General features: G+C 68.5%; 19 protein-coding genes. 11 read left to right on the top strand and 8 right to left on the bottom strand.

What is annotated here, in order from left to right:
* Positions 1-70 precede the first annotated feature (70 nt).
* The 4 genes from malQ to ASD37_RS00430 all read left to right on the top strand — a co-directional run bounded on the left by malQ (position 71) and on the right by ASD37_RS00430 (position 4,797).
* Positions 71-2,221, top strand: coding sequence for a 4-alpha-glucanotransferase (malQ, locus tag ASD37_RS00445; protein WP_056546496.1), 2,151 nt, complete (start codon positions 71-73; stop codon positions 2,219-2,221).
* Positions 2,222-2,286: 65 nt separating this feature from the next.
* The gene (locus ASD37_RS00440; protein WP_056546493.1) at positions 2,287-2,709 is read left to right on the top strand and encodes a hypothetical protein; all 423 of its coding nucleotides are present in this window, start codon (positions 2,287-2,289) and stop codon (positions 2,707-2,709) included.
* An 88-nt stretch (positions 2,710-2,797) separates the two neighbouring features.
* Entirely contained in the window at positions 2,798-3,700 is a 903-nt protein-coding gene (locus ASD37_RS00435; protein ID WP_056546491.1) for a metal-dependent hydrolase, read from the top strand.
* Positions 3,700-4,797 carry a PDR/VanB family oxidoreductase gene (locus ASD37_RS00430; protein WP_056546488.1) on the top strand — a complete coding sequence of 366 codons (1,098 nt, stop codon included), beginning with the start codon at positions 3,700-3,702 and terminating at the stop codon, positions 4,795-4,797. Before ASD37_RS00435 ends, ASD37_RS00430 begins: the two co-directional genes overlap by 1 nt.
* 5 nt (positions 4,798-4,802) lie before the next feature.
* Here the strand turns inward: ASD37_RS00430 and ASD37_RS00425 are convergent, their stop codons facing one another.
* Both ASD37_RS00425 and ASD37_RS00420 read right to left on the bottom strand, forming a co-directional pair.
* The gene (locus ASD37_RS00425) at positions 4,803-5,270 is read right to left on the bottom strand and encodes an NUDIX domain-containing protein (protein ID WP_056546485.1); all 468 of its coding nucleotides are present in this window, start codon (positions 5,268-5,270) and stop codon (positions 4,803-4,805) included.
* A gap of 4 nt (positions 5,271-5,274) precedes the next feature.
* Positions 5,275-5,886: a GIY-YIG nuclease family protein gene (locus ASD37_RS00420; RefSeq protein ID WP_056546481.1), complete on the bottom strand. Its 612-nt coding sequence runs from the start codon at positions 5,884-5,886 to the stop codon at positions 5,275-5,277.
* Between the two features lie 48 nt (positions 5,887-5,934).
* Between ASD37_RS00420 and ASD37_RS00415 the strand changes: the two genes are divergently transcribed.
* Positions 5,935-6,738 carry an SGNH/GDSL hydrolase family protein gene (locus ASD37_RS00415; RefSeq protein WP_056546479.1) on the top strand — a complete coding sequence of 268 codons (804 nt, stop codon included), beginning with the start codon at positions 5,935-5,937 and terminating at the stop codon, positions 6,736-6,738.
* Here ASD37_RS00415 and ASD37_RS00410 read toward each other — a convergent pair.
* Genes ASD37_RS00410 through ASD37_RS00400 form a run of 3 tightly spaced genes read right to left on the bottom strand, consistent with a single transcriptional unit; the run spans position 6,706 to position 8,548 of the window.
* The gene (locus ASD37_RS00410; protein WP_370072021.1) at positions 6,706-7,113 is read right to left on the bottom strand and encodes a DUF732 domain-containing protein; all 408 of its coding nucleotides are present in this window, start codon (positions 7,111-7,113) and stop codon (positions 6,706-6,708) included. The two genes, ASD37_RS00415 and ASD37_RS00410, sit on opposite strands and share 33 nt — an antisense overlap.
* Positions 7,114-7,150: 37 nt before the next feature.
* Positions 7,151-7,729 (bottom strand): hypothetical protein, encoded by a 579-nt coding sequence (locus tag ASD37_RS00405; RefSeq protein WP_056546476.1) that lies wholly within the window; start codon positions 7,727-7,729, stop codon positions 7,151-7,153.
* Between the two features lie 15 nt (positions 7,730-7,744).
* Complete coding sequence (locus ASD37_RS00400; protein WP_370072019.1) at positions 7,745-8,548, bottom strand: nuclear transport factor 2 family protein; 804 nt, start codon at positions 8,546-8,548, stop codon at positions 7,745-7,747.
* 124 nt (positions 8,549-8,672) lie between these two features.
* Here ASD37_RS00400 and ASD37_RS00395 point away from each other — a divergent pair, with 124 nt between their 5' ends.
* From ASD37_RS00395 to ASD37_RS00370, 6 genes are all read left to right on the top strand, one after another.
* Positions 8,673-9,026 (top strand): hypothetical protein, encoded by a 354-nt coding sequence (locus ASD37_RS00395; protein WP_056546470.1) that lies wholly within the window; start codon positions 8,673-8,675, stop codon positions 9,024-9,026.
* Positions 9,027-9,131: 105 nt separating this feature from the next.
* Positions 9,132-9,563 carry a hypothetical protein gene (locus ASD37_RS00390; RefSeq protein ID WP_056546466.1) on the top strand — a complete coding sequence of 144 codons (432 nt, stop codon included), beginning with the start codon at positions 9,132-9,134 and terminating at the stop codon, positions 9,561-9,563.
* 48 nt (positions 9,564-9,611) lie between these two features.
* Positions 9,612-11,303, top strand: a complete 1,692-nt coding sequence (locus ASD37_RS00385) for an acyl-CoA synthetase (RefSeq protein ID WP_056546463.1) — start codon at positions 9,612-9,614, stop codon at positions 11,301-11,303.
* The gene (locus ASD37_RS00380) at positions 11,300-12,079 is read left to right on the top strand and encodes an SDR family NAD(P)-dependent oxidoreductase (protein WP_056546460.1); all 780 of its coding nucleotides are present in this window, start codon (positions 11,300-11,302) and stop codon (positions 12,077-12,079) included. The genes ASD37_RS00385 and ASD37_RS00380 overlap by 4 nt, the downstream gene beginning before the upstream one ends.
* Positions 12,080-12,410: 331 nt before the next feature.
* Positions 12,411-12,998: an NlpC/P60 family protein gene (locus ASD37_RS00375; RefSeq protein WP_056546457.1), complete on the top strand. Its 588-nt coding sequence runs from the start codon at positions 12,411-12,413 to the stop codon at positions 12,996-12,998.
* A gap of 32 nt (positions 12,999-13,030) precedes the next feature.
* Positions 13,031-13,678, top strand: coding sequence for a TetR/AcrR family transcriptional regulator (locus ASD37_RS00370; protein ID WP_082569882.1), 648 nt, complete (start codon positions 13,031-13,033; stop codon positions 13,676-13,678).
* Between the two features lie 7 nt (positions 13,679-13,685).
* Here ASD37_RS00370 and ASD37_RS00365 read toward each other — a convergent pair whose 3' ends face one another.
* From ASD37_RS00365 to ASD37_RS00355, 3 genes are read right to left on the bottom strand one after another with little or no spacing between them, the layout of a single operon-like run.
* Positions 13,686-13,871 carry a hypothetical protein gene (locus ASD37_RS00365; protein WP_056546450.1) on the bottom strand — a complete coding sequence of 62 codons (186 nt, stop codon included), beginning with the start codon at positions 13,869-13,871 and terminating at the stop codon, positions 13,686-13,688.
* Positions 13,862-14,263: a DUF4267 domain-containing protein gene (locus ASD37_RS00360; protein WP_056546446.1), complete on the bottom strand. Its 402-nt coding sequence runs from the start codon at positions 14,261-14,263 to the stop codon at positions 13,862-13,864. The genes ASD37_RS00365 and ASD37_RS00360 overlap by 10 nt, the downstream gene beginning before the upstream one ends.
* A gap of 44 nt (positions 14,264-14,307) precedes the next feature.
* Positions 14,308-16,668 carry a Tex family protein gene (locus tag ASD37_RS00355; RefSeq protein ID WP_056546443.1) on the bottom strand — a complete coding sequence of 787 codons (2,361 nt, stop codon included), beginning with the start codon at positions 16,666-16,668 and terminating at the stop codon, positions 14,308-14,310.
* Positions 16,669-16,695: the final 27 nt, after the last annotated feature.

Here is a 16,695-nt window from a genome sequence, read left to right as displayed (position 1 = left end):
CGTCGGCTGTCACCACTGCCCAGACGATACGGGTACGCGGCGACGCGGCTGAACCGGCAAGATCGTCGCCATGACTGAACTGGCCGGCTCACTGGTCGAACTCGCCCGCCGCTATGGCGTGGCTGCCACCTACGACGATTGGACGGGCGGCCACCAGGTGGTTTCGGAGTCGACGCTGGTCTCGGTGCTGACCGCGTTGGGGGTCGCGGCGGGCACCGAGGACGAGCGTCAGGGCGCGCTGCGTGCACTCGACGAGGATCACTGGCGACGGGTCCTGCCGCCGACGGTCGTGACGCGCACGGGTCGGGCGACGTCGTTCTGGGTGCACGTCACCCACGGTGGCGACGTGGGCGGCTGGATCCGGCTGGAGGACGGCACCGTCCGCACCGGCCTTCGCCAGCTGGTGAACGACACACCGCCCCGCGAGCTCGACGGCCGGTTGATCGGGGAGGCCAGCTTCGAGCTGCCTTCCGACCTGCCGATCGGCTACCACCGGCTGCACGTCACCGCGGGTGGGGTCGACGCCGACGCCGCGCTGATCGTCGCCCCCGACGCGGCGGTCTTGCCCACCTCGCTGGGCGGCGGGCGGACCTGGGGCGTGGCCACCCAGCTCTACAGCGTGCGGTCGGAGCGGTCCTGGGGCATCGGCGACCTGACCGACCTGACCGATCTCGCCGTGTGGTCCGCCTCGCAATACGGGGCCGGTTTCGTCCTTGTCAACCCGCTACATGCAGCAGCGCCGACCCCGCCGATGGAGCCGTCGCCGTACCTGCCGACGTCACGCCGCTTCGTCAACCCGATCTATCTGCGGGTCGAGGCCATTCAGGAATTCGCCTACGTCGGGGACCGCGGGGAGCTGCGCAAGGCGCGGTCGGTCGCCCAGGCCCGGGCCAAGAAGTCCACCCTGATCGACCGCGACTCGGTGTGGAAGATCAAGCGGGCAGCGCTGCGGGCGGTGTACCGCGTCAAGCGATCCGCGGGTCGCGACCTGGCCTACGCCGCCTACCGGGCACGGGAGGGACGCAACCTCGACGACTTCGCCATCTGGTGTGCGCTGGCCGAGAAGTACGGCAGCGACTGGCATTTCTGGCCCGAGGAGCTGCGCCATCCGGGCAGCCCCTCGGTCGCCGCCTTCGCGGCCAAGCGCGCGGACGCCGTCGACTTCCACCGCTGGTTGCAGTGGCAGCTCGACGACCAGCTCACGGCTGCGCAGGCGACCGCCGTCCAGGCGGGCATGGCGCTGGGCGTGATGCACGATCTGGCCGTCGGGGTCGATCCCAACGGGGCCGACGCGTGGGCCCTGCAGGACACCCTCGCGCTCGGCGTCAGCGTCGGCGCGCCCCCCGACGAGTACAACCAGCTCGGGCAGGACTGGTCGCAGCCCCCGTGGCGACCGGACCGACTGGTCGAGCAGGGGTACGAACCGTTCCGCGCGCTCGTCAACGCCTTGCTTCGCCACGCCGGTGGCATTCGCATCGACCACATCATCGGGCTGTTCCGGCTGTGGTGGATCCCGAAGGACGCCGATCCGAGGGAGGGCACCTACGTGCGCTACGACCACGAGGCGTTGATCGGCATCGTCGCGCTGGAGGCGTATCGGTCGGGCGCCGTCGTCGTCGGCGAGGATCTGGGCACCGTCGAACCGTGGGTCAGGGACTATCTCGCCGAGCGGGGTCTGCTCGGCACCTCGATCCTGTGGTTCGAGCTGGACCGCGACGGGGACGGCGACCCAGCCGGTGCACCGCTCGCGCCGCGCAAGTGGCGGGAGTACAGCCTGTCGTCGGTGACCACGCATGACTTGCCGCCGACGGCCGGTTATCTGGCGGGTGAGCACGTCCGCATCCGTCAGGAACTGGGTCTGCTGACCCGGCCGGCCGCCGACGAGCTGGCCGACGACCAGGCCGAGCAGGCGGCGTGGCTCGCCGTGCTGCGGGAGATGGGGCTGCTCGGCGACGATCCGAGCGTTCAGGAGATCGTCAGCGCCTTGTACGCATACCTGGGGCGGACGCCGTCGCGCCTGCTGGCGCTGGCCCTTCCGGATGCGGTGGGTGACGTGCGGGCCCAGAATCAACCGGGAACCACCGACGAATATCCGAACTGGCGGGTCAAGCTGGCCGGCCCCGACGGCAGGGAACTCCTACTGGAGGACGTGTTCGCCAGTTCGCGGGCGGCGGGCCTGGCCGAGGTCATGCGCGCGCAGGTAACACCGGCACGCGAGTGACCGAAGTTTCTCAAGAGGCTGAACTGCGATATGTTCGCAGCCGCACCGAGACATACGGAGGGCACGTGAAGAAGATCATTGGGCTGGGGGCCGTCGGGCTCTTCGTTCCGGCCGCCATCGCTTCTACGGCCATTGCGTCCGTGGCTCTGCTCGGTCCCGCCACCGCCGTCGCGGCACCGGCGACCTCGAGTTCGGCCAACGTCGTCGGCGAGCCGTACTACAAGGCCGTCGGCATTCTGAAGAGTCAAGGGATGCGCGCGACGTTCGGCGGCTCGTTCGGCAGTGACCTGCCGCAGTCGCAGTGCATCGTCAGCCAGCAGAAGGCGCTGAAGAGCAAGATGATCCTGATGCTGGACTGCACCACTGCGGCGGCGAAGGACGCAGCGGGGGCCGCTCCTGCTGCACCTGCCGCCCCGGCTCCCGGCACCTCTGGCAGTGGCCAGGGCACCTACGGTGGCCCCATCGGGGTTGCCGTCCCCGTCGGCTGACGCCTCAGGAACCCGGTACCCGCGGTCCCACCTAGGGGCTCGAACCGCGTAGACTCACCTTCCGTCACCTGACGACGAAGGGGCTGCGATGTTGCGACCACGGCGTTTCCACACGGTCATCGATCCCGGGCCCGTGCAGATCCAGGCACGGCAAGTGCACTTCGACATCCACGACGTTCCTCTGCACTGGATCCCCGACCACCCCGTGGCGTCGAACATGATCAGCCTGCTCAACGTGATCTTGCCGGCCGCGGAACGCTGGTTCGTCGCGGCCTACAACGAGGCGCTGCCGCTGGTCAAGGATCCCAAGCTGGCCGAGGACATGCGCGGATTCATCGGCCAGGAGGCAACCCACGCCGACGTGCACGACAAGGTGCTGCACGAGTACATGGTCGGCCACGGGGTCGACGTCAAACCCATCCTCGACCAGATCGAGTTCGTGTTCGAGAAGGTGTTGGCCCCGGACCCCTCGATCACCGATCCCAAGCGCAAGCTGAACCACCTGTGCGACCGACTGTGGTTGATCGCCGCGATCGAGCACTACACCGCGGTGCTCGGCGACTTCTCGCTGAACTGCACGTGGGACGACCACGGTGCCGACCCGACGATCGTGGACCTGTTCCGTTGGCACGGCAGCGAAGAGGTCGAGCACCGCATGGTGGCCCACGACGTCGCGCACTACTTTCACGACAGCTACCTCGACCGCATCCGCGCCATGTCGATCGCCGTCATTCTGATGGCGACGTTCTTCCAGCGCGGCGCCTGGTATCTGTCGAAGAACGACCCGACCGTCGAGTTGGGCTGGTTCGAGATGCAACGCCTCCGGATGCGCGACTCGAAGTTGGGGCTGCTGCCCAAGTACCGGAAGTTGTTCGGGTCCAACACCTTCATGTACTTCCGGCCGGGCTTCTCGCCGGACGACATGGGGTCGACGGCGCAGGCCGTTGCGTACCTCGCCACCTCCCCCGCGGCCCGGGCCGCCCACCTCTGATGTTCGCGCGATTCCGGGAGGTGCCGCCGAGCGCCTCGGGCCGATCGCGCCACGACGTGCCGCTGGGCGTCGCAGCCACCATCCTCACCGGATTCTTCAATCTGTCTGCGGCCGTACGTAATCCAGCGCCGCTGCCCGATGTCGACCGTGAGTTTCCACTCGTCGTGACCGACCGTCGGGTCGTCGCCCACGACCAGGACGTGATCGCGTTGACGCTGGCCGCCCCCGGCGGTGGCGTGCTTCCGCGTTGGCACCCTGGCGCGCACGTCGACGTGCACCTGCCCAGCGGTCGGGTGCGGCAGTATTCGCTGTGCGGCGATCCCGGTATCACCGATTCCTATCGGATCGCCGTGCGCCGCATACCAACCGGCGGCGGGGGATCACTCGAGGTGCACGACTTGGCCGTCGGGGCGACGATCACCACCAGCGGTCCCCGCAACGCCTTCCCGTTGACCGTGCCGGGATACGGCTCGCCGGCTCAACGGTTTCGGTTCATCGCAGGCGGCATCGGGATCACCCCCATCCTTCCGATGCTCGCGCAGGCCGAAAGCCTCGGCGTGGAGTGGTCGATGGTGTACACCGGCCGCCGTCGCGACACGCTGCCGTTCCTCGAGGAATTGGCCCGCTTCGGTGACCGCATCCAGATCCGCACCGACGACGAGGCCGGTCTGCCGACACCCGCCGACCTTCTCGGCGAGTGCCCCGGCGGCACGACGGTCTACGCGTGCGGACCTGCGCCGGTCCTGACCGCGCTGCGGTCGGCGTTGGCCGGACGCGACGACGTGGAATTGCACTTCGAGCGCTTTGCCGCTCCCCCGGTCGTCGACGGCACCGAGTTCTCGGTGTCGGTGGCCTCGACGGGCGCCGCGGTCCGGGTCGGCGCGGACGAGACGTTGTTGGGTGCGCTCAAGCGCGAGGGCGTGCACGCGCCGTACTCGTGCCAGCAGGGTTTCTGCGGGACGTGTCGCGTCCGCGTGCTCGGCGGGGACGTCGAACACCGTGACACGTTGCTCACCGACCCCGAGCGGGACGCCGGGATGATGCTGGTCTGCGTGTCACGGGCGGCCGGAGACGCGGCGCTGGTGCTCGACCTGTAGTGGGGTCAGGCGTCGCCGAGGTGGGCCAGCAGGTGGTCCAGCAGCGGGCGCTGGCCCTTGAGCAGTTTCACGTAGGCCTCGGCGACGGAGAACCACGCCACCCGGTCCATCTCGGGGAACTCCTTGATGGTTCCCGACCCCTTCGGCCACTCCAGCTCGAAGGTGTTGCTGACACTGTCGGTGACGTCCAGGTCGGCCGCCACCGCGAAGGCGGTGACGATCTTTCCTCCCGACTGCTTGACCGGCGGCAGTGCCACCCGCGGCCCCTCGGGAACGGGAAGGCCGATCTCCTCGACGAACTCACGCTGGGCGGCGACCCACGGATCCTCGTCGTCGGTGTACTCGCCCTTGGGGATCGACCACGCCGCCTCGTCCTTGCGGGCCCAGAACGGGCCGCCCGGATGGCCGATCAGGACGTCGTACCCGTCGGCGCCGCGCCGGTACAGCAGGAGGCCTGCGCTGGTGCGAGGCATCGAGCTACCACTCCTTGAGTATGCGGAGCTTGCCTGCCTTGACCATGGCGTCGCGTCGGAGACGCTTGAGCTCCTGATGAAAGGCGGTGTCGCCCTGCAGGTTCAGCGGCAGGACGAGGTTGGTGGTCAGTTCCTCCTCGAAGACCCACGGCTCGGGACGTACCACCCAGGACACCAGGGTGTTGTCCGACATCCACTGGTTGAGGACGGCCTCGCCGCCGGCGAGGGTGATCTGCTTGCCGGAGCCGATGCGGCGTAGCTCGAGGCCAAGCTCCTTGGCTAGCAGCACCCCGAGCGACTTGCGCAGTGACGAACCGTCGGCGTTGCCGCGGGCGCCGCCGAAGTGGTAACGGATCCGCTTGTGCAGGTCTTGGCTGACCGGTCGCTTGCCGCTCGCAGGCGGAGGCGTCGGGCTGATTCCGACGTGCAGCAGCGTGAGGCCGTCGCGTACTTCGCACCCCGTCGCGTCGACCGCTTCGGGCAGGGTACGGAACCACCACCCGTAGGCGCCGGGGGCGTTCGGCACGGGGCTGGGCTCGGCGAACACCTGCTCACGTGTAAATCGCTGTGCGTCAAGAAAACCCGCGACGGTGTCCGGGCGTGCTGCGTCAGGCATACCTCAGCCTTTCACATGGCCGTCGCACGTCCCCGCTAGAGTGCGCTCGTGGCGTACGAGTCATATCAGCGATACGTCGCCATCGGCGACAGCCAAACCGAAGGCCTCTGGGACGGTGACGACACCGTCGGCGTGGCGGGCTTCGCCGATCGACTGGCCGTCCGGCTCGAGGAGTTGCACCCCGGCGTCATGTACGCCAACCTCGCCGTGCGCGGGCGTCGCATCCGCGACGTGCTCGACAACCAGCTGCCGGCAGCCGTCGCGATGCGGCCCGACCTGATCACCAGTTGCATCGGGATGAACGACGTCACCAGGCCGGGAAAGTCCTTCGCCACAGCGCTCGAGGACGTCGACCTGTTGCACGACCGGCTTGCCGAGACCGGCGCCACGGTGGTCACCACGACGTTTCCCGACCTCGAGCAGATCCTGCCGGTCGGACGTTTCCTCGGGGCGCGGGTGCTGCAGATGAACGCGGTGGTGCGCGCCGCGGCGGCCCGGCACGGTTTCCGGCTGGTCGACCTCCACGACGCGGAGTCGATGGGTGACCCCGACGTGTGGAGCCCCGACCGTGTCCACGGCTCACCGGCGGGACACGCGCTGTTCGCCGCCGCTGCGGCCGAAGCGCTGAATCTGCCGGGTAGCAACCATGATTGGGCGACGTCGACGGCCGAGGTCGTCAGGCCGGGCTTCCGGTCGCGGATGTACTCACAGGCCCTGTGGACGCAGAACCTGCTGATGCCGTGGGTGTGGCGGCATCTGCGGGGGTTGTCCAGCGGCAACGGGCGCGGCGCGAAGCGCCCGCAGCTGACGCCGGTGGCCCTAGTTGCCGAAACCGCCGAGGCCGCCGAGTAGGCCGAGTGGGATCGGCGACTCGCCGTTGGCCAGCGAGCTCATCGCACCGGGGCAGAACGCGGAGATGGCAAGCCCGGTGAACATCGTGGCCGGTCCCAGCGACATGCCACCGGCGTCGGCGACTCGGGAGGCCGCGTCCGCCACGTCCTGGCCGGGCTGCGACAGCATCGGGCACACCGAGCGACCGAGGTCGGCCGCCTGCCCAGGGTCGACGGCGCCGATGCCTGCGTTGTCCACCGAGTTGATGAAGTCCGAGGTCGGGTCCGCCGATGCGGGCGCCGCCACCACCATGGCGGCGCAGACGGCGCCCCCGGTGATCAGTGCGATCCGGGTCGCCGCGCTCTTGCGGCCCGCGAAGAAAGAGTTGCTGTCCACGCTCGAAGGGTACGGCGAATCGCGGTGATCGGCCGAATCAGACGCCGGTCCACACCTCGTCGATCTGGCTGTTGATGTCGATGACCTTGGCCTTCGCCGATTCGGGGCTGTCGATTTCGCCTGCCACGTGCTGGGCGACGAAGCGCTTGATCTCGGCGTCGACGCCACCGACGATGCGCACCAATTCGGCCCGCAGCGTCGTCGAGGTGATGTGGATGGAGATGTCGGATGGTCGGGGCTTCTCGACGTCGAGGATCAGCGACAGCGGATGGGCGGCGATCGCGGTGGCCCGCAGGGCGATCTCGCCGAAGACCTTGAAGCGCGGCTTGTCGATGCGCAGGTCGATGATCAGTTCGATCTCCAGGGGGATCTGAATGTCGAAGGTGAGCTGTTCGCCTTGGTGCCGCGTCACCGCCGGGTCCTGGACCCGGACCTTGGCCGTGACCTTGGCGAACTTGCCGGGCCCCTGGGCCATGGGCCCCATCGTGAATTCCTCGCCGGCGATCTGACCGATCGCCGCGGCGACGCGCTCCTCGGTGACGGCGATCTCGAAGAACCGGCGGCCGAATTCCTCGTACGTCATGGAGTCATACGCAGTGGAGTCGAAGTCAGACATGGTTCAAATACCTTGTCACGTCCACTGGTCGTCGGCGAACACGCGCACCCCACCGATGCGCGTCGGCCGGGCCTCGACGCCGGCGACGACCACGAGGTGACGGCCGTCGCGGCGGACTCGCGCGACGGTGACGTTCCCGGCGCGGACCATGCCGTCCCACTGCCCGCCGTGCAGCAGCGCGACCAGGTCGGAGGTCCCGATCCGCTCGTCGTCTCCCCTGGTCAGCTGCGGGGCGTCGCCCAGTCGTCGCTTGACCGCGACCTGGTCGCCTGCACACGCGTCGTCGAGCAGCGCGCCGACGTGCCGCTTCCCACGACTCGTCGCGCCACGGAAGCCGGCCAGGAAGCCCACCGTGCCGGCCACTCGCTGATTGCGCAGCAGCGCCAGGGACAGCTGCAGACCCGCGGGCAGGGCGCCGACCCCGTTGCCGGCGAACTGCCACACCATGGCGGGCAGCTCCCAGAATGCTTGCAGCCGAGCGATGTTCAGCGAGTCGTCGAGGTCGTAGCGCAGGAAGGCGGGGATCGTCATCGTCACCGAAGCGCCCATCTTCACCTCGAGGGTCAGGTCCCGGATGACGGCGGAGCCGGAGACGACGTCGTGGCCGCGGTGGAACGTGATGTCGCGGGGGCCGATGAACGTGTCGTAGAAGCGTGCGATCTGGGCGCGCCCGACGTGGGGCCGCGAGCCGACGGGATCCTCGATGCGGCCGTCGGGGGCGAACAGCGCGACCCAGCCGTCGCGGTCGTGGGCGCCCGCCGCCTCCGGCGAGCGTTCGACGGCGGCGAGCATGTCGGCAATCGGCGGGACCATACCCATTCACTTACCACCCCGATCGGCCTCCGGTGGACGTCGTGGCGAACTTGGCCGTGGACCTGCACACTGGTGTGGTGCGGTCGACTTCGCTTCGGCGCAGATGAGTCGGCGCAGATGAGGAGTAGTCATGAGCCAGAATCCGTTCGGAATCGACCCCGAGGATCTCGACCGCGTCATGCGCGAAGCCGGCGACGGTCTGCGTGACGCGCTGGGCCGCATGGGCAGGCAGGCCGGGTGGTCCACGCTTCTCGACGAGTTCACCAAGGGCACCCGCCCCAAGAACGAACCCGAAACCGCGGGTGAGACGGGCGACGGCGTCTGGTCGATCTACACCGTCGACGCATCGGGCGGCGCCCACATCGAAGAGGTGTATCCGACGGAGTTGGACGCGTTGCGCGCCAACAAGAACAACACCGATCCGGGCCGCAAGGTCCGCTTCCTGCCGTACGGCATCGCGGTCAGCGTCCTCGACGGCGAGTAGGCCGGCAACCGGGCGCGGTCGAAACGACGCGCCTCCTGGGCGACACCCGTTAGGCTTTGCCCGCAGCGTCGCCGGAGGCGACCGTGTTCCAGGAGGCACATCATCATGATTCGCGAACTGACGGTCGCCACGGCGATCGCCGGGGCCGCCATTGCGCTGGCACCGTCGGCAGCGGCCGACCCGGGTCCGATGTTCCCCGACGATCCCAGCCACTACGACACCTCGGCCACCGACGTGCCCGGCATGAACTACCAAGCGGCGCTCGGTGCGCCGTGCGACAACTACCAGCTGTTCACCTTCGGGCGCAGCCGTGGCGGTTCCACCGTGGTGTGTCACTACATTCCCAATCAGTGGCCGCCCGTCTACACGGGCTTCTGGGTGTCGTCGTATCCGCTGAAGGGCGTGCAGGACATCGGAGCTCCGTGCGACGGCCCCAAGGGGGCGGCTCAGGCACCGGACGGTCGTCCGATGGTGTGCCTCGGTGAACAGGGCTGGCAGCCAGGCACGTTGACGGGTGCGGGGTTCTTCCCCGGCTGATCCGCCAAGTTCGACCATACGGATGCACCTCACCTGTATGGTCGTGCCATGGATAGCGGGACTAACTTCAATTTGTCCGACGTCTTCGGCACCGTCGCCGAAGCCATTGCCGATCAGATCTTCCTGGTGTGGCGGGGCCGACGGCTGTCCTATGGCGAGGTGAACCGCAGAGTCGACGGCTTCGCCAACTATCTGACGTCGGTCGGGCTCGGTTGCCACACCGAGCGCGACGGGCTGGAGGGCCACGAGTCCGGCCAGGACCATCTCGGCATCTATCTACGCAACGGCAACGAGTACCTCGAGGCGATGATCGGGTCCTACCGGTCCCGCGTCGCGCCGTTCAACGTCAGCTACCGCTATGTCGAGGACGAGCTGCTGTACCTGCTCACCGACTCGAAGGCGAAGGCTCTGGTCTACCCCGCAGAGTTCGCGCCGCGGGTGGCCGAGATCCTCGACCGGCTTCCCGACCTCCGGGTCCTGATCCAGGTCGCCGACCACTCCGGCCACGAGCTGCTGCCCGGCGCCGTGGACTACGAGACCATCCTCGCCACGCCGCCACCCGCGGAGATGCCGACCCCGTCGGGCGACGACCTGTACATCCTCTACACCGGCGGCACCACCGGCATGCCCAAGGGCGTGCTGTGGCGCCAGCACGACATCTTCCTGTCCTCGATGGGTGGCCGGCCGTGGGGCAGCGACCAGCCGCTTGCCTCGCACGAGGAGCTAGCCGAGAAGGCCAGGGCGTCTGCCGGCGCGGTGTCGATGATGATGATTCCGCCGTTCATGCACGGCGCCGCGCAGTGGGCGGCCTTCAACGCCGTCACCATGGGCGGCCGAGTGGTGATCCCCGACGACGTCGAGCGGATGCGGCCCGCCGAGGTCCTGCGCCTGGCGGCCGAGGAGAGGGTGCTGAGCATGCCGGTCGTCGGCGACGCGATCGCCCGCCCGCTGCTCGACGAGATCGAGGCCGGTGACTACGACCTGTCCGGCTTGTTCACGATCACCAACGGTGGCGCGCCGCTGTCCCCCACGGTGCGCGAGCGCCTCCTGACCGCGCTGCCGCATCTGATGCTGCTCGACGCGGTAGGGGCGTCGGAGTCCGGAGCTCAGATGAGCACGGCGACGACGGCGGGCGCCGAGGTGCAGCCCGCCACGTTCACCCCGCAGTCCGACACGGCGGTCGTCTCGGCCGACCTCGACCGGGTGCTGGCCCCCGGTGAGGGCAAGGGCTGGCTGGCCCGTCGGGATCTGATCCCACTGGGCTACCTGGGCGACGCGGCCAAGACCGCCAAGACCTTCCCGACGATCGACGGGGTACGCTGGTCGGTCCCTGGTGATCGGGCAAACGTGTTGTCCGACGGCCGAATTCAGCTGTTGGGTCGGGACTCGGTGACCATCAACTCTGGTGGCGAGAAGATCTTCGTCGAAGAGGTCGAGCGGGCCATCGCCGCGCACCCGAGTGTCTACGACGTGGTCGTGGTTGGCCGCCCGTCGGAGCGGTGGGGCAGCGAGGTGATCGCCGTGGTGCAGTTCGCCGAGGGCGCCGAGGCCACCGACGAGGACCTCGTCGAGGTGTGCCGGACGTCGATCGCGCGCTACAAGATCCCGAAGGCGTTCGTCAGGGTGCCGAAGGTCATGCGCTCCCCCGCGGGCAAGGCCGACTACCGCTGGGCCAAGGACGTCGCCGTCAACACCGGTGCGGCCACGGCGACTGGTGGGGGCGGTCTCGTCCGACCATGAGCGCCTATTCGCATCCGCAGGCACTGGCGGGCCGCGCGGTGATCGTCACGGGCGCAGCTCAGGGCGTCGGCAAGGGCATCGCCGGTGCGTTGCTGGAGCGCGGCGCCCAGGTGTTGCTCGTCGACGTCAAGACCGAAACTCTGGTCGCGACCGTGGACGAATTCGCCACGGCTGGTTGGTCTTCCGAGTTCTTGGTGGCGGACTTGCGGGATCCGAGCAGCCCGACGGCGATAGTCGACGCGGCGACGGCGCGATTCGGCAAGGTTGACGCGCTGGTGAACAACGCGATAGCCACCAACGAGCCAAAGGCGTTGGTGGACATCACCACCGAGGACTACGACCTGGTGTTCGACGTTGGCCCACGGGCAACCTTCTTCCTGATGCAGGCCGTCCATCCGGTGATGAAGGCTGCAGGAGAAGGAGTGATCGTCAACCTGGGGTCGGGATCGGGCACCGGCGGCCAGTCCCAATTCGCGGCCTACGGTGCCGCCAAGGAGGCGATCCGGGGCATGTCGAAGGCGGCCGCCCTGGAATGGGGTCGCGACAACATCAAGGTGAACGTGATCTGCCCCTTTGCCGATTCTCCCGGTGTCCAGTTCTGGCAGGACATAGCGCCAAAGGACTTCGACCGGGCACTTAGGTCGGTGCCGCTCAACCGGGTAGGGCGGACGCACGAGGACATTGGGGCGCTAGTGGCGTTTCTGGTTGGAGACGACGGTGGGTTCATCACCGGCCAAACCATCATGGTCGACGGTGGAATGGGCGTTTTCCGGTGACCGGCCGGTCCCTCACACCAAACGCCCAGTAACGGAACGGCATCGAGCGCTTAACCGATTCAGTGGCCCGTCGGAGCGTCGTCGTGGACCGATGCGACGACGCCCATGACGACAACCCCGCACACTGTGCCGTCCGAGTCATAATTTGCGCTTTGACATGGTGTTTCGTAGAGTCGGCGGCACGTCCGACGAATTCGATTCCGGCGCTTGAGACGTCGCGAGATCAGCTCTCCCGCAACGACATTTGAGACTTCTCCGGCCTCCACCTCGAGAAGTGATGGGTGCCACAGATTTTGGCGGTGCCCAAATTCCGTTGTTACCGTCCGTCGTCATGATCGATGCAATTGCGACCACAGCCCTGTTGACTCTGGTCAACCAGGTTTCGGGGACGCCGTACCGCACGGGTGGCGATTCACCGTCCGGTACGGATTGCTCGGGACTCGTGTCGTGGGTGGCCAACGCGGCCACCGGCCGCCCGATCTACGGCGACCGATTCCACACCGGCAACGAAGAGCAGGCCCTCCTGGCACGCGGCTTCCAGTACGGCACCCAGCCGGGAGCCCTCAACATCGGCTGGAATTCCGGTCACACCGCAGCCACGCTGCCCGACGGCACGCCGGTGTCCTCGGGTGAGAGCGGAGGAGGGGTCAGGGTTGGCGGCGGCGGCGCCTACCAACCCCAGTTCACCAAGCACATGTACCTCCCGGTCGCCCAAGATCAGCCCGCTCAAGACCCCCTGGCTCCGCCGCCACCCCCGCCGGATCCGTTCGCACCGCCGCCGCCCGCCCCAGGGCCCGCCGACCTCCCCCCGGTGGACGGCATGACCAACGAACTGCCGCCTCCTCCGCCCGGTCCCGAGCTGCCGCCGCCAGGACCAGAACTTCCACCCGCCCCCGACCTTGGCCCAACAGCCATCTAGGGACCGTCCGCGCGGCCGGTACTCTCGGACCCGTGGGCACATCCCCGGTAACACCGTTGCCTGGGCTTCGTGACCGCAAGAAGGCCCGCACCCGCCGCCTGTTGATCGACGCGGCGGTGGACTCATGCCTCCTGCACGGGTACGAAGCCACCACCATCGACCAGATCGCCGAGGCCGTCGAGGTCTCGACGCGCACGTTCAGTCGGTACTTCGCGTCGAAGGACGCGGTGTTCATCGCCGTGATCGACGACCTCGCAGGGGAGATCACCGCCGAACTGCAGGCCCAACCGCCGGACCTCGGCCCGATGGAGTCGCTGCGGGCGGCACACGTGGCCGTGCTCACCAGGATCGCCGAGCGGCGCCCCGTCGCAGGCCTGACGGCCGAACGCATCGTGATGATCCTGCAAATCGTCGCGTCCGCGGAGAGCCTGCGCCACGCAGCGGTCGACTATCGAAGCCCCGCTGCGATGGCGATCCTCGCCGACCGCATGGGCGTCGCACCCGACGACAAACGTCTCGCGTTGGCGGTCACGCTCTTCTCGACCACGATCGTCAACGCGTGCACGGACGTGGCCGCCAGTGATTCCGACGTCCCGTTGGGACCGGCGTTCGTGACGGATCGGCTCGAGCGAGCACTGACCGACCTGGCTCAGTTCACCGCAGAGCTTCGACTGCCCTGAGCGCGAGCTACTTTCGCGTTCGCGCGCCGTAGCCCGCGATCGCGATGCCGATCACGGCCACGATCGGACCGATGACCGACCACGTGGTGGTGTTCGACATCGGGCTTCCGCCGACGACGCCGAAGCCCTGGAGGGCCCACAGCACGCCGAAACACGTGACGACGACACCAAGGCCGAGAATGGCTATGCGCATGGTTCGACAGTAGACGGCGCGGAGACGGGCCGCCGCGTCGCGCCCCACAGTCCGACGCCGATCCCCACCACCGCTCCCCCAAGCCCGATGACCTGCTGGGACCGCCGCATCTGGTGGTGGGCGTTCAGACCGCCGAGCAGATCCGCGGCGTCGGCTCCGCCGGAGGCCAGGAACCAGCCCCTGGTGTCGCGACCGCGCATCGCGGCCGCGGTCAGCAACCCGCCGATGAGGGCGTCGCGATAGCCCATCGACGACAGCAGGAGGCGCGCCCCGCCCACCGGTTCCTCCGGGTCGCCCCACCACCGGTTGGCCCGGACGGGGTCGACGAGGAACGACAAACCCGAGGCAAGACGGATGCCACCCACGACGAGTGCGGCGCGATCGATCGACATGACGGGAGCCTAGAGCCTCCCACCGGCGCTCGTCGGCGGTTTGGCTAGCGCCCGAAGCCCGCGTTCCGCAGCGCCTCGGCCATCGATCCCGACGGTGGTGCCGACTCGCGCCGGCCGGAGTCCTTGGGTCGGTTCGACTTTGGCCGATCGCCCCGGGGCTGCTGCTGCCCGGGTGGCCGACCCTGGCCCCCACCCTGCTGCTGTGCACCTCGCTGCTGCGGGGTGTCGTTGAGGCGCAGCGTCAGCCCGATCCGTTGCCGGTCCACGTCGACCTCGAGAACCTTGACCTTCACCACCTGACCCGACTTCACCACCTCATGGGGGTCGGAGACGTATCGGTCGGACATCGCCGAGACGTGCACCAGACCGTCCTGATGGACGCCCACGTCGACGAAGGCGCCGAACGCGGCGACGTTGGTGACGACGCCTTCGAGGACCATGCCGGGCTTCAGGTCGGCCACCTTCTCCACCCCGGCGGCGAAGGTCGCGGTCGAGAACGCCGGCCGCGGATCGCGGCCCGGCTTCTCCAATTCGGCGAGGATGTCGGTCACCGTCGGAATGCCGAAGCGCTCGTCGGCGAACTCGGCGGGTTTGAGGGAGCGCAGCGACCGCTCGTCACCGATGAGCTCGGCGAGCGTCACCCCGGCCCGGTCCAGAATACGCCGCACCACGGGGTAGGACTCCGGGTGCACACCGGACCCGTCGAGCGGGTCGTCGCCGCCGTTGATCCGCAGGAAGCCGGCGCACTGCTCGAATGCCTTGGGGCCCAGTCGCGGAACCTTCAGCAGTGCCTTGCGATTGCGGAACGGGCCCGTCGACTCGCGGTGGGCGACGATCGCCTCGGCCATCGTGTCCGTCACCCCGGAGACCCGCGCCAAGAGCGGCACCGACGCCGTATTGAGGTCAACGCCAACGGCGTTCACCGCGTCCTCGACCACGGCGTCGAGACTGCGGGCCAGCGTGCCCGGCGTGATGTCGTGCTGGTACTGGCCGACGCCGATCGACTTCGGCTCGATCTTCACCAACTCGGCCAGCGGATCCTGCAGTCGCCGCGCGATCGACACCGCACCGCGGATGGTGACGTCGAGCTCCGGAAGTTCGTGCGCCGCGTAGGCCGACGCCGAGTACACCGACGCACCGGCCTCGCTGACCATGGCCTTCACCGGCGCCTTGGCCCCGGAGGTCGTGATGTCGGCGATGAGTTCGCTTGCGAGCGCGTCGGTTTCGCGGGACGCCGTCCCGTTGCCGATGGCGATCAGGTCCACGCCGTGACGAGCGATCAGCGCACCGAGCATCGCCTTGGACTCGTCCCACTTCTGCTGCGGCTGGTGCGGGAAGATCGCGCAGTGGTCGAGCACCTTGCCGGTGGCGTCGACGACGGCGACCTTGACGCCGGTCCGGAAGCCGGGGTCGAGTCCGAGCGTCGTGCGGGTGCCCGCCGGCGCCGCGAGCAGCAGGTCCTTGAGGTTCTTGGCGAACACCGACACCGCGTCCAACTCGGCGCGCTGCTTGAGCTTGATCCGCGCGTCGACCGCCGCGGACACCATCAGCTTGACCCGCCACGCCAGCTTCACCGTCGTCGCCAACCACGGCGTCGCCGGGGTCTTCGCGGTCAGGTCTACGCCAAGGGTCTGGGCGACCATCGCGTGGTAGACGTCGTCGTCGCCACCGTCGAGGTTGAGCGAGAGCACTTGCTCCTTCTCACCGCGCATGACGGCCAGCACGCGATGTGACGGCATCTTCTCCAGGGGTTCGGAGAACTCGAAGTAGTCTCGAAACTTCTGTGCGGCAGGATTTTTGGCGGCATCGGACGACGAGAGTGACGTGCGAAGGGTGCCGTCGGCCCAGAACTTCGCGCGGACGGCGCCGACGAGTTCGGCGTCCTCGGCGGCACGCTCGATGACGATGTGCCGCGCACCGTCGAGCGCGGCTGCGGCATCGGCGACGTCCTCGCCGAGGAAGTCGGCGGCCGCGACCTCCGGCACCAGCGTCGGATCCGCCAGCAGCCGGTCGGCCAGCGGCTCCAGCCCGGCTTCGCGTGCGATCTGCGCCTTCGTCCTGCGCTTGGGCTTGTACGGCAGATAGATGTCCTCGACCCGGGACTTGGTGTCCGCCGTCAGCAGGGCCGTGCGCAGGTCGTCGGTGAGCTTGCCCTGCTCCTCGATGGACGCGAGCACCGCGGTGCGGCGAGCGTCGAGCTCGCGGAGGTAGCCGAGACGTTCCTCCAGCGTGCGGAGCTGCCCGTCGTCGAGGCTGCCGGTGATCTCCTTGCGATAGCGGGCGATGAACGGCACCGTCGCGCCCTCGTCGAGCAATCGGACGGTCGCGGCCACTTGGGCTTCGCGGACCGCCAGTTCGTCAGCAAGGCGGGCATTTACGGACTTGACGGTAGGGCTCGGAGTCACGCCGAGACCCTACCCAATGCCCCCGAC

Source organism: Mycobacterium sp. Root135 (assembly GCF_001426545.1).
Lineage (GTDB): Bacteria > Actinomycetota > Actinomycetes > Mycobacteriales > Mycobacteriaceae > Mycobacterium.
Note: the sequence above shows the minus strand (reverse complement) of the source record. Positions and strands in the feature narration are given on the sequence as shown.

Coding starts and splice junctions, on each gene's coding strand:
- malQ (WP_056546496.1), top strand. CDS start 71: ATGACTGAACTGGCCGGCTCACTGGTCGAACTCGCCCGCCGCTATGGC.
- ASD37_RS00435 (WP_056546491.1), top strand. CDS start 2,798: ATGTTGCGACCACGGCGTTTCCACACGGTCATCGATCCCGGGCCCGTG.
- ASD37_RS00430 (WP_056546488.1), top strand. CDS start 3,700: ATGTTCGCGCGATTCCGGGAGGTGCCGCCGAGCGCCTCGGGCCGATCG.
- ASD37_RS00425 (WP_056546485.1), bottom strand. CDS start 5,270: ATGCCTCGCACCAGCGCAGGCCTCCTGCTGTACCGGCGCGGCGCCGAC.
- ASD37_RS00420 (WP_056546481.1), bottom strand. CDS start 5,886: ATGCCTGACGCAGCACGCCCGGACACCGTCGCGGGTTTTCTTGACGCA.
- ASD37_RS00405 (WP_056546476.1), bottom strand. CDS start 7,729: ATGTCTGACTTCGACTCCACTGCGTATGACTCCATGACGTACGAGGAA.
- ASD37_RS00400 (WP_370072019.1), bottom strand. CDS start 8,548: ATGGGTATGGTCCCGCCGATTGCCGACATGCTCGCCGCCGTCGAACGC.
- ASD37_RS00395 (WP_056546470.1), top strand. CDS start 8,673: ATGAGCCAGAATCCGTTCGGAATCGACCCCGAGGATCTCGACCGCGTC.
- ASD37_RS00390 (WP_056546466.1), top strand. CDS start 9,132: ATGATTCGCGAACTGACGGTCGCCACGGCGATCGCCGGGGCCGCCATT.
- ASD37_RS00385 (WP_056546463.1), top strand. CDS start 9,612: ATGGATAGCGGGACTAACTTCAATTTGTCCGACGTCTTCGGCACCGTC.
- ASD37_RS00380 (WP_056546460.1), top strand. CDS start 11,300: ATGAGCGCCTATTCGCATCCGCAGGCACTGGCGGGCCGCGCGGTGATC.
- ASD37_RS00375 (WP_056546457.1), top strand. CDS start 12,411: ATGATCGATGCAATTGCGACCACAGCCCTGTTGACTCTGGTCAACCAG.
- ASD37_RS00365 (WP_056546450.1), bottom strand. CDS start 13,871: ATGCGCATAGCCATTCTCGGCCTTGGTGTCGTCGTCACGTGTTTCGGC.
- ASD37_RS00360 (WP_056546446.1), bottom strand. CDS start 14,263: ATGTCGATCGATCGCGCCGCACTCGTCGTGGGTGGCATCCGTCTTGCC.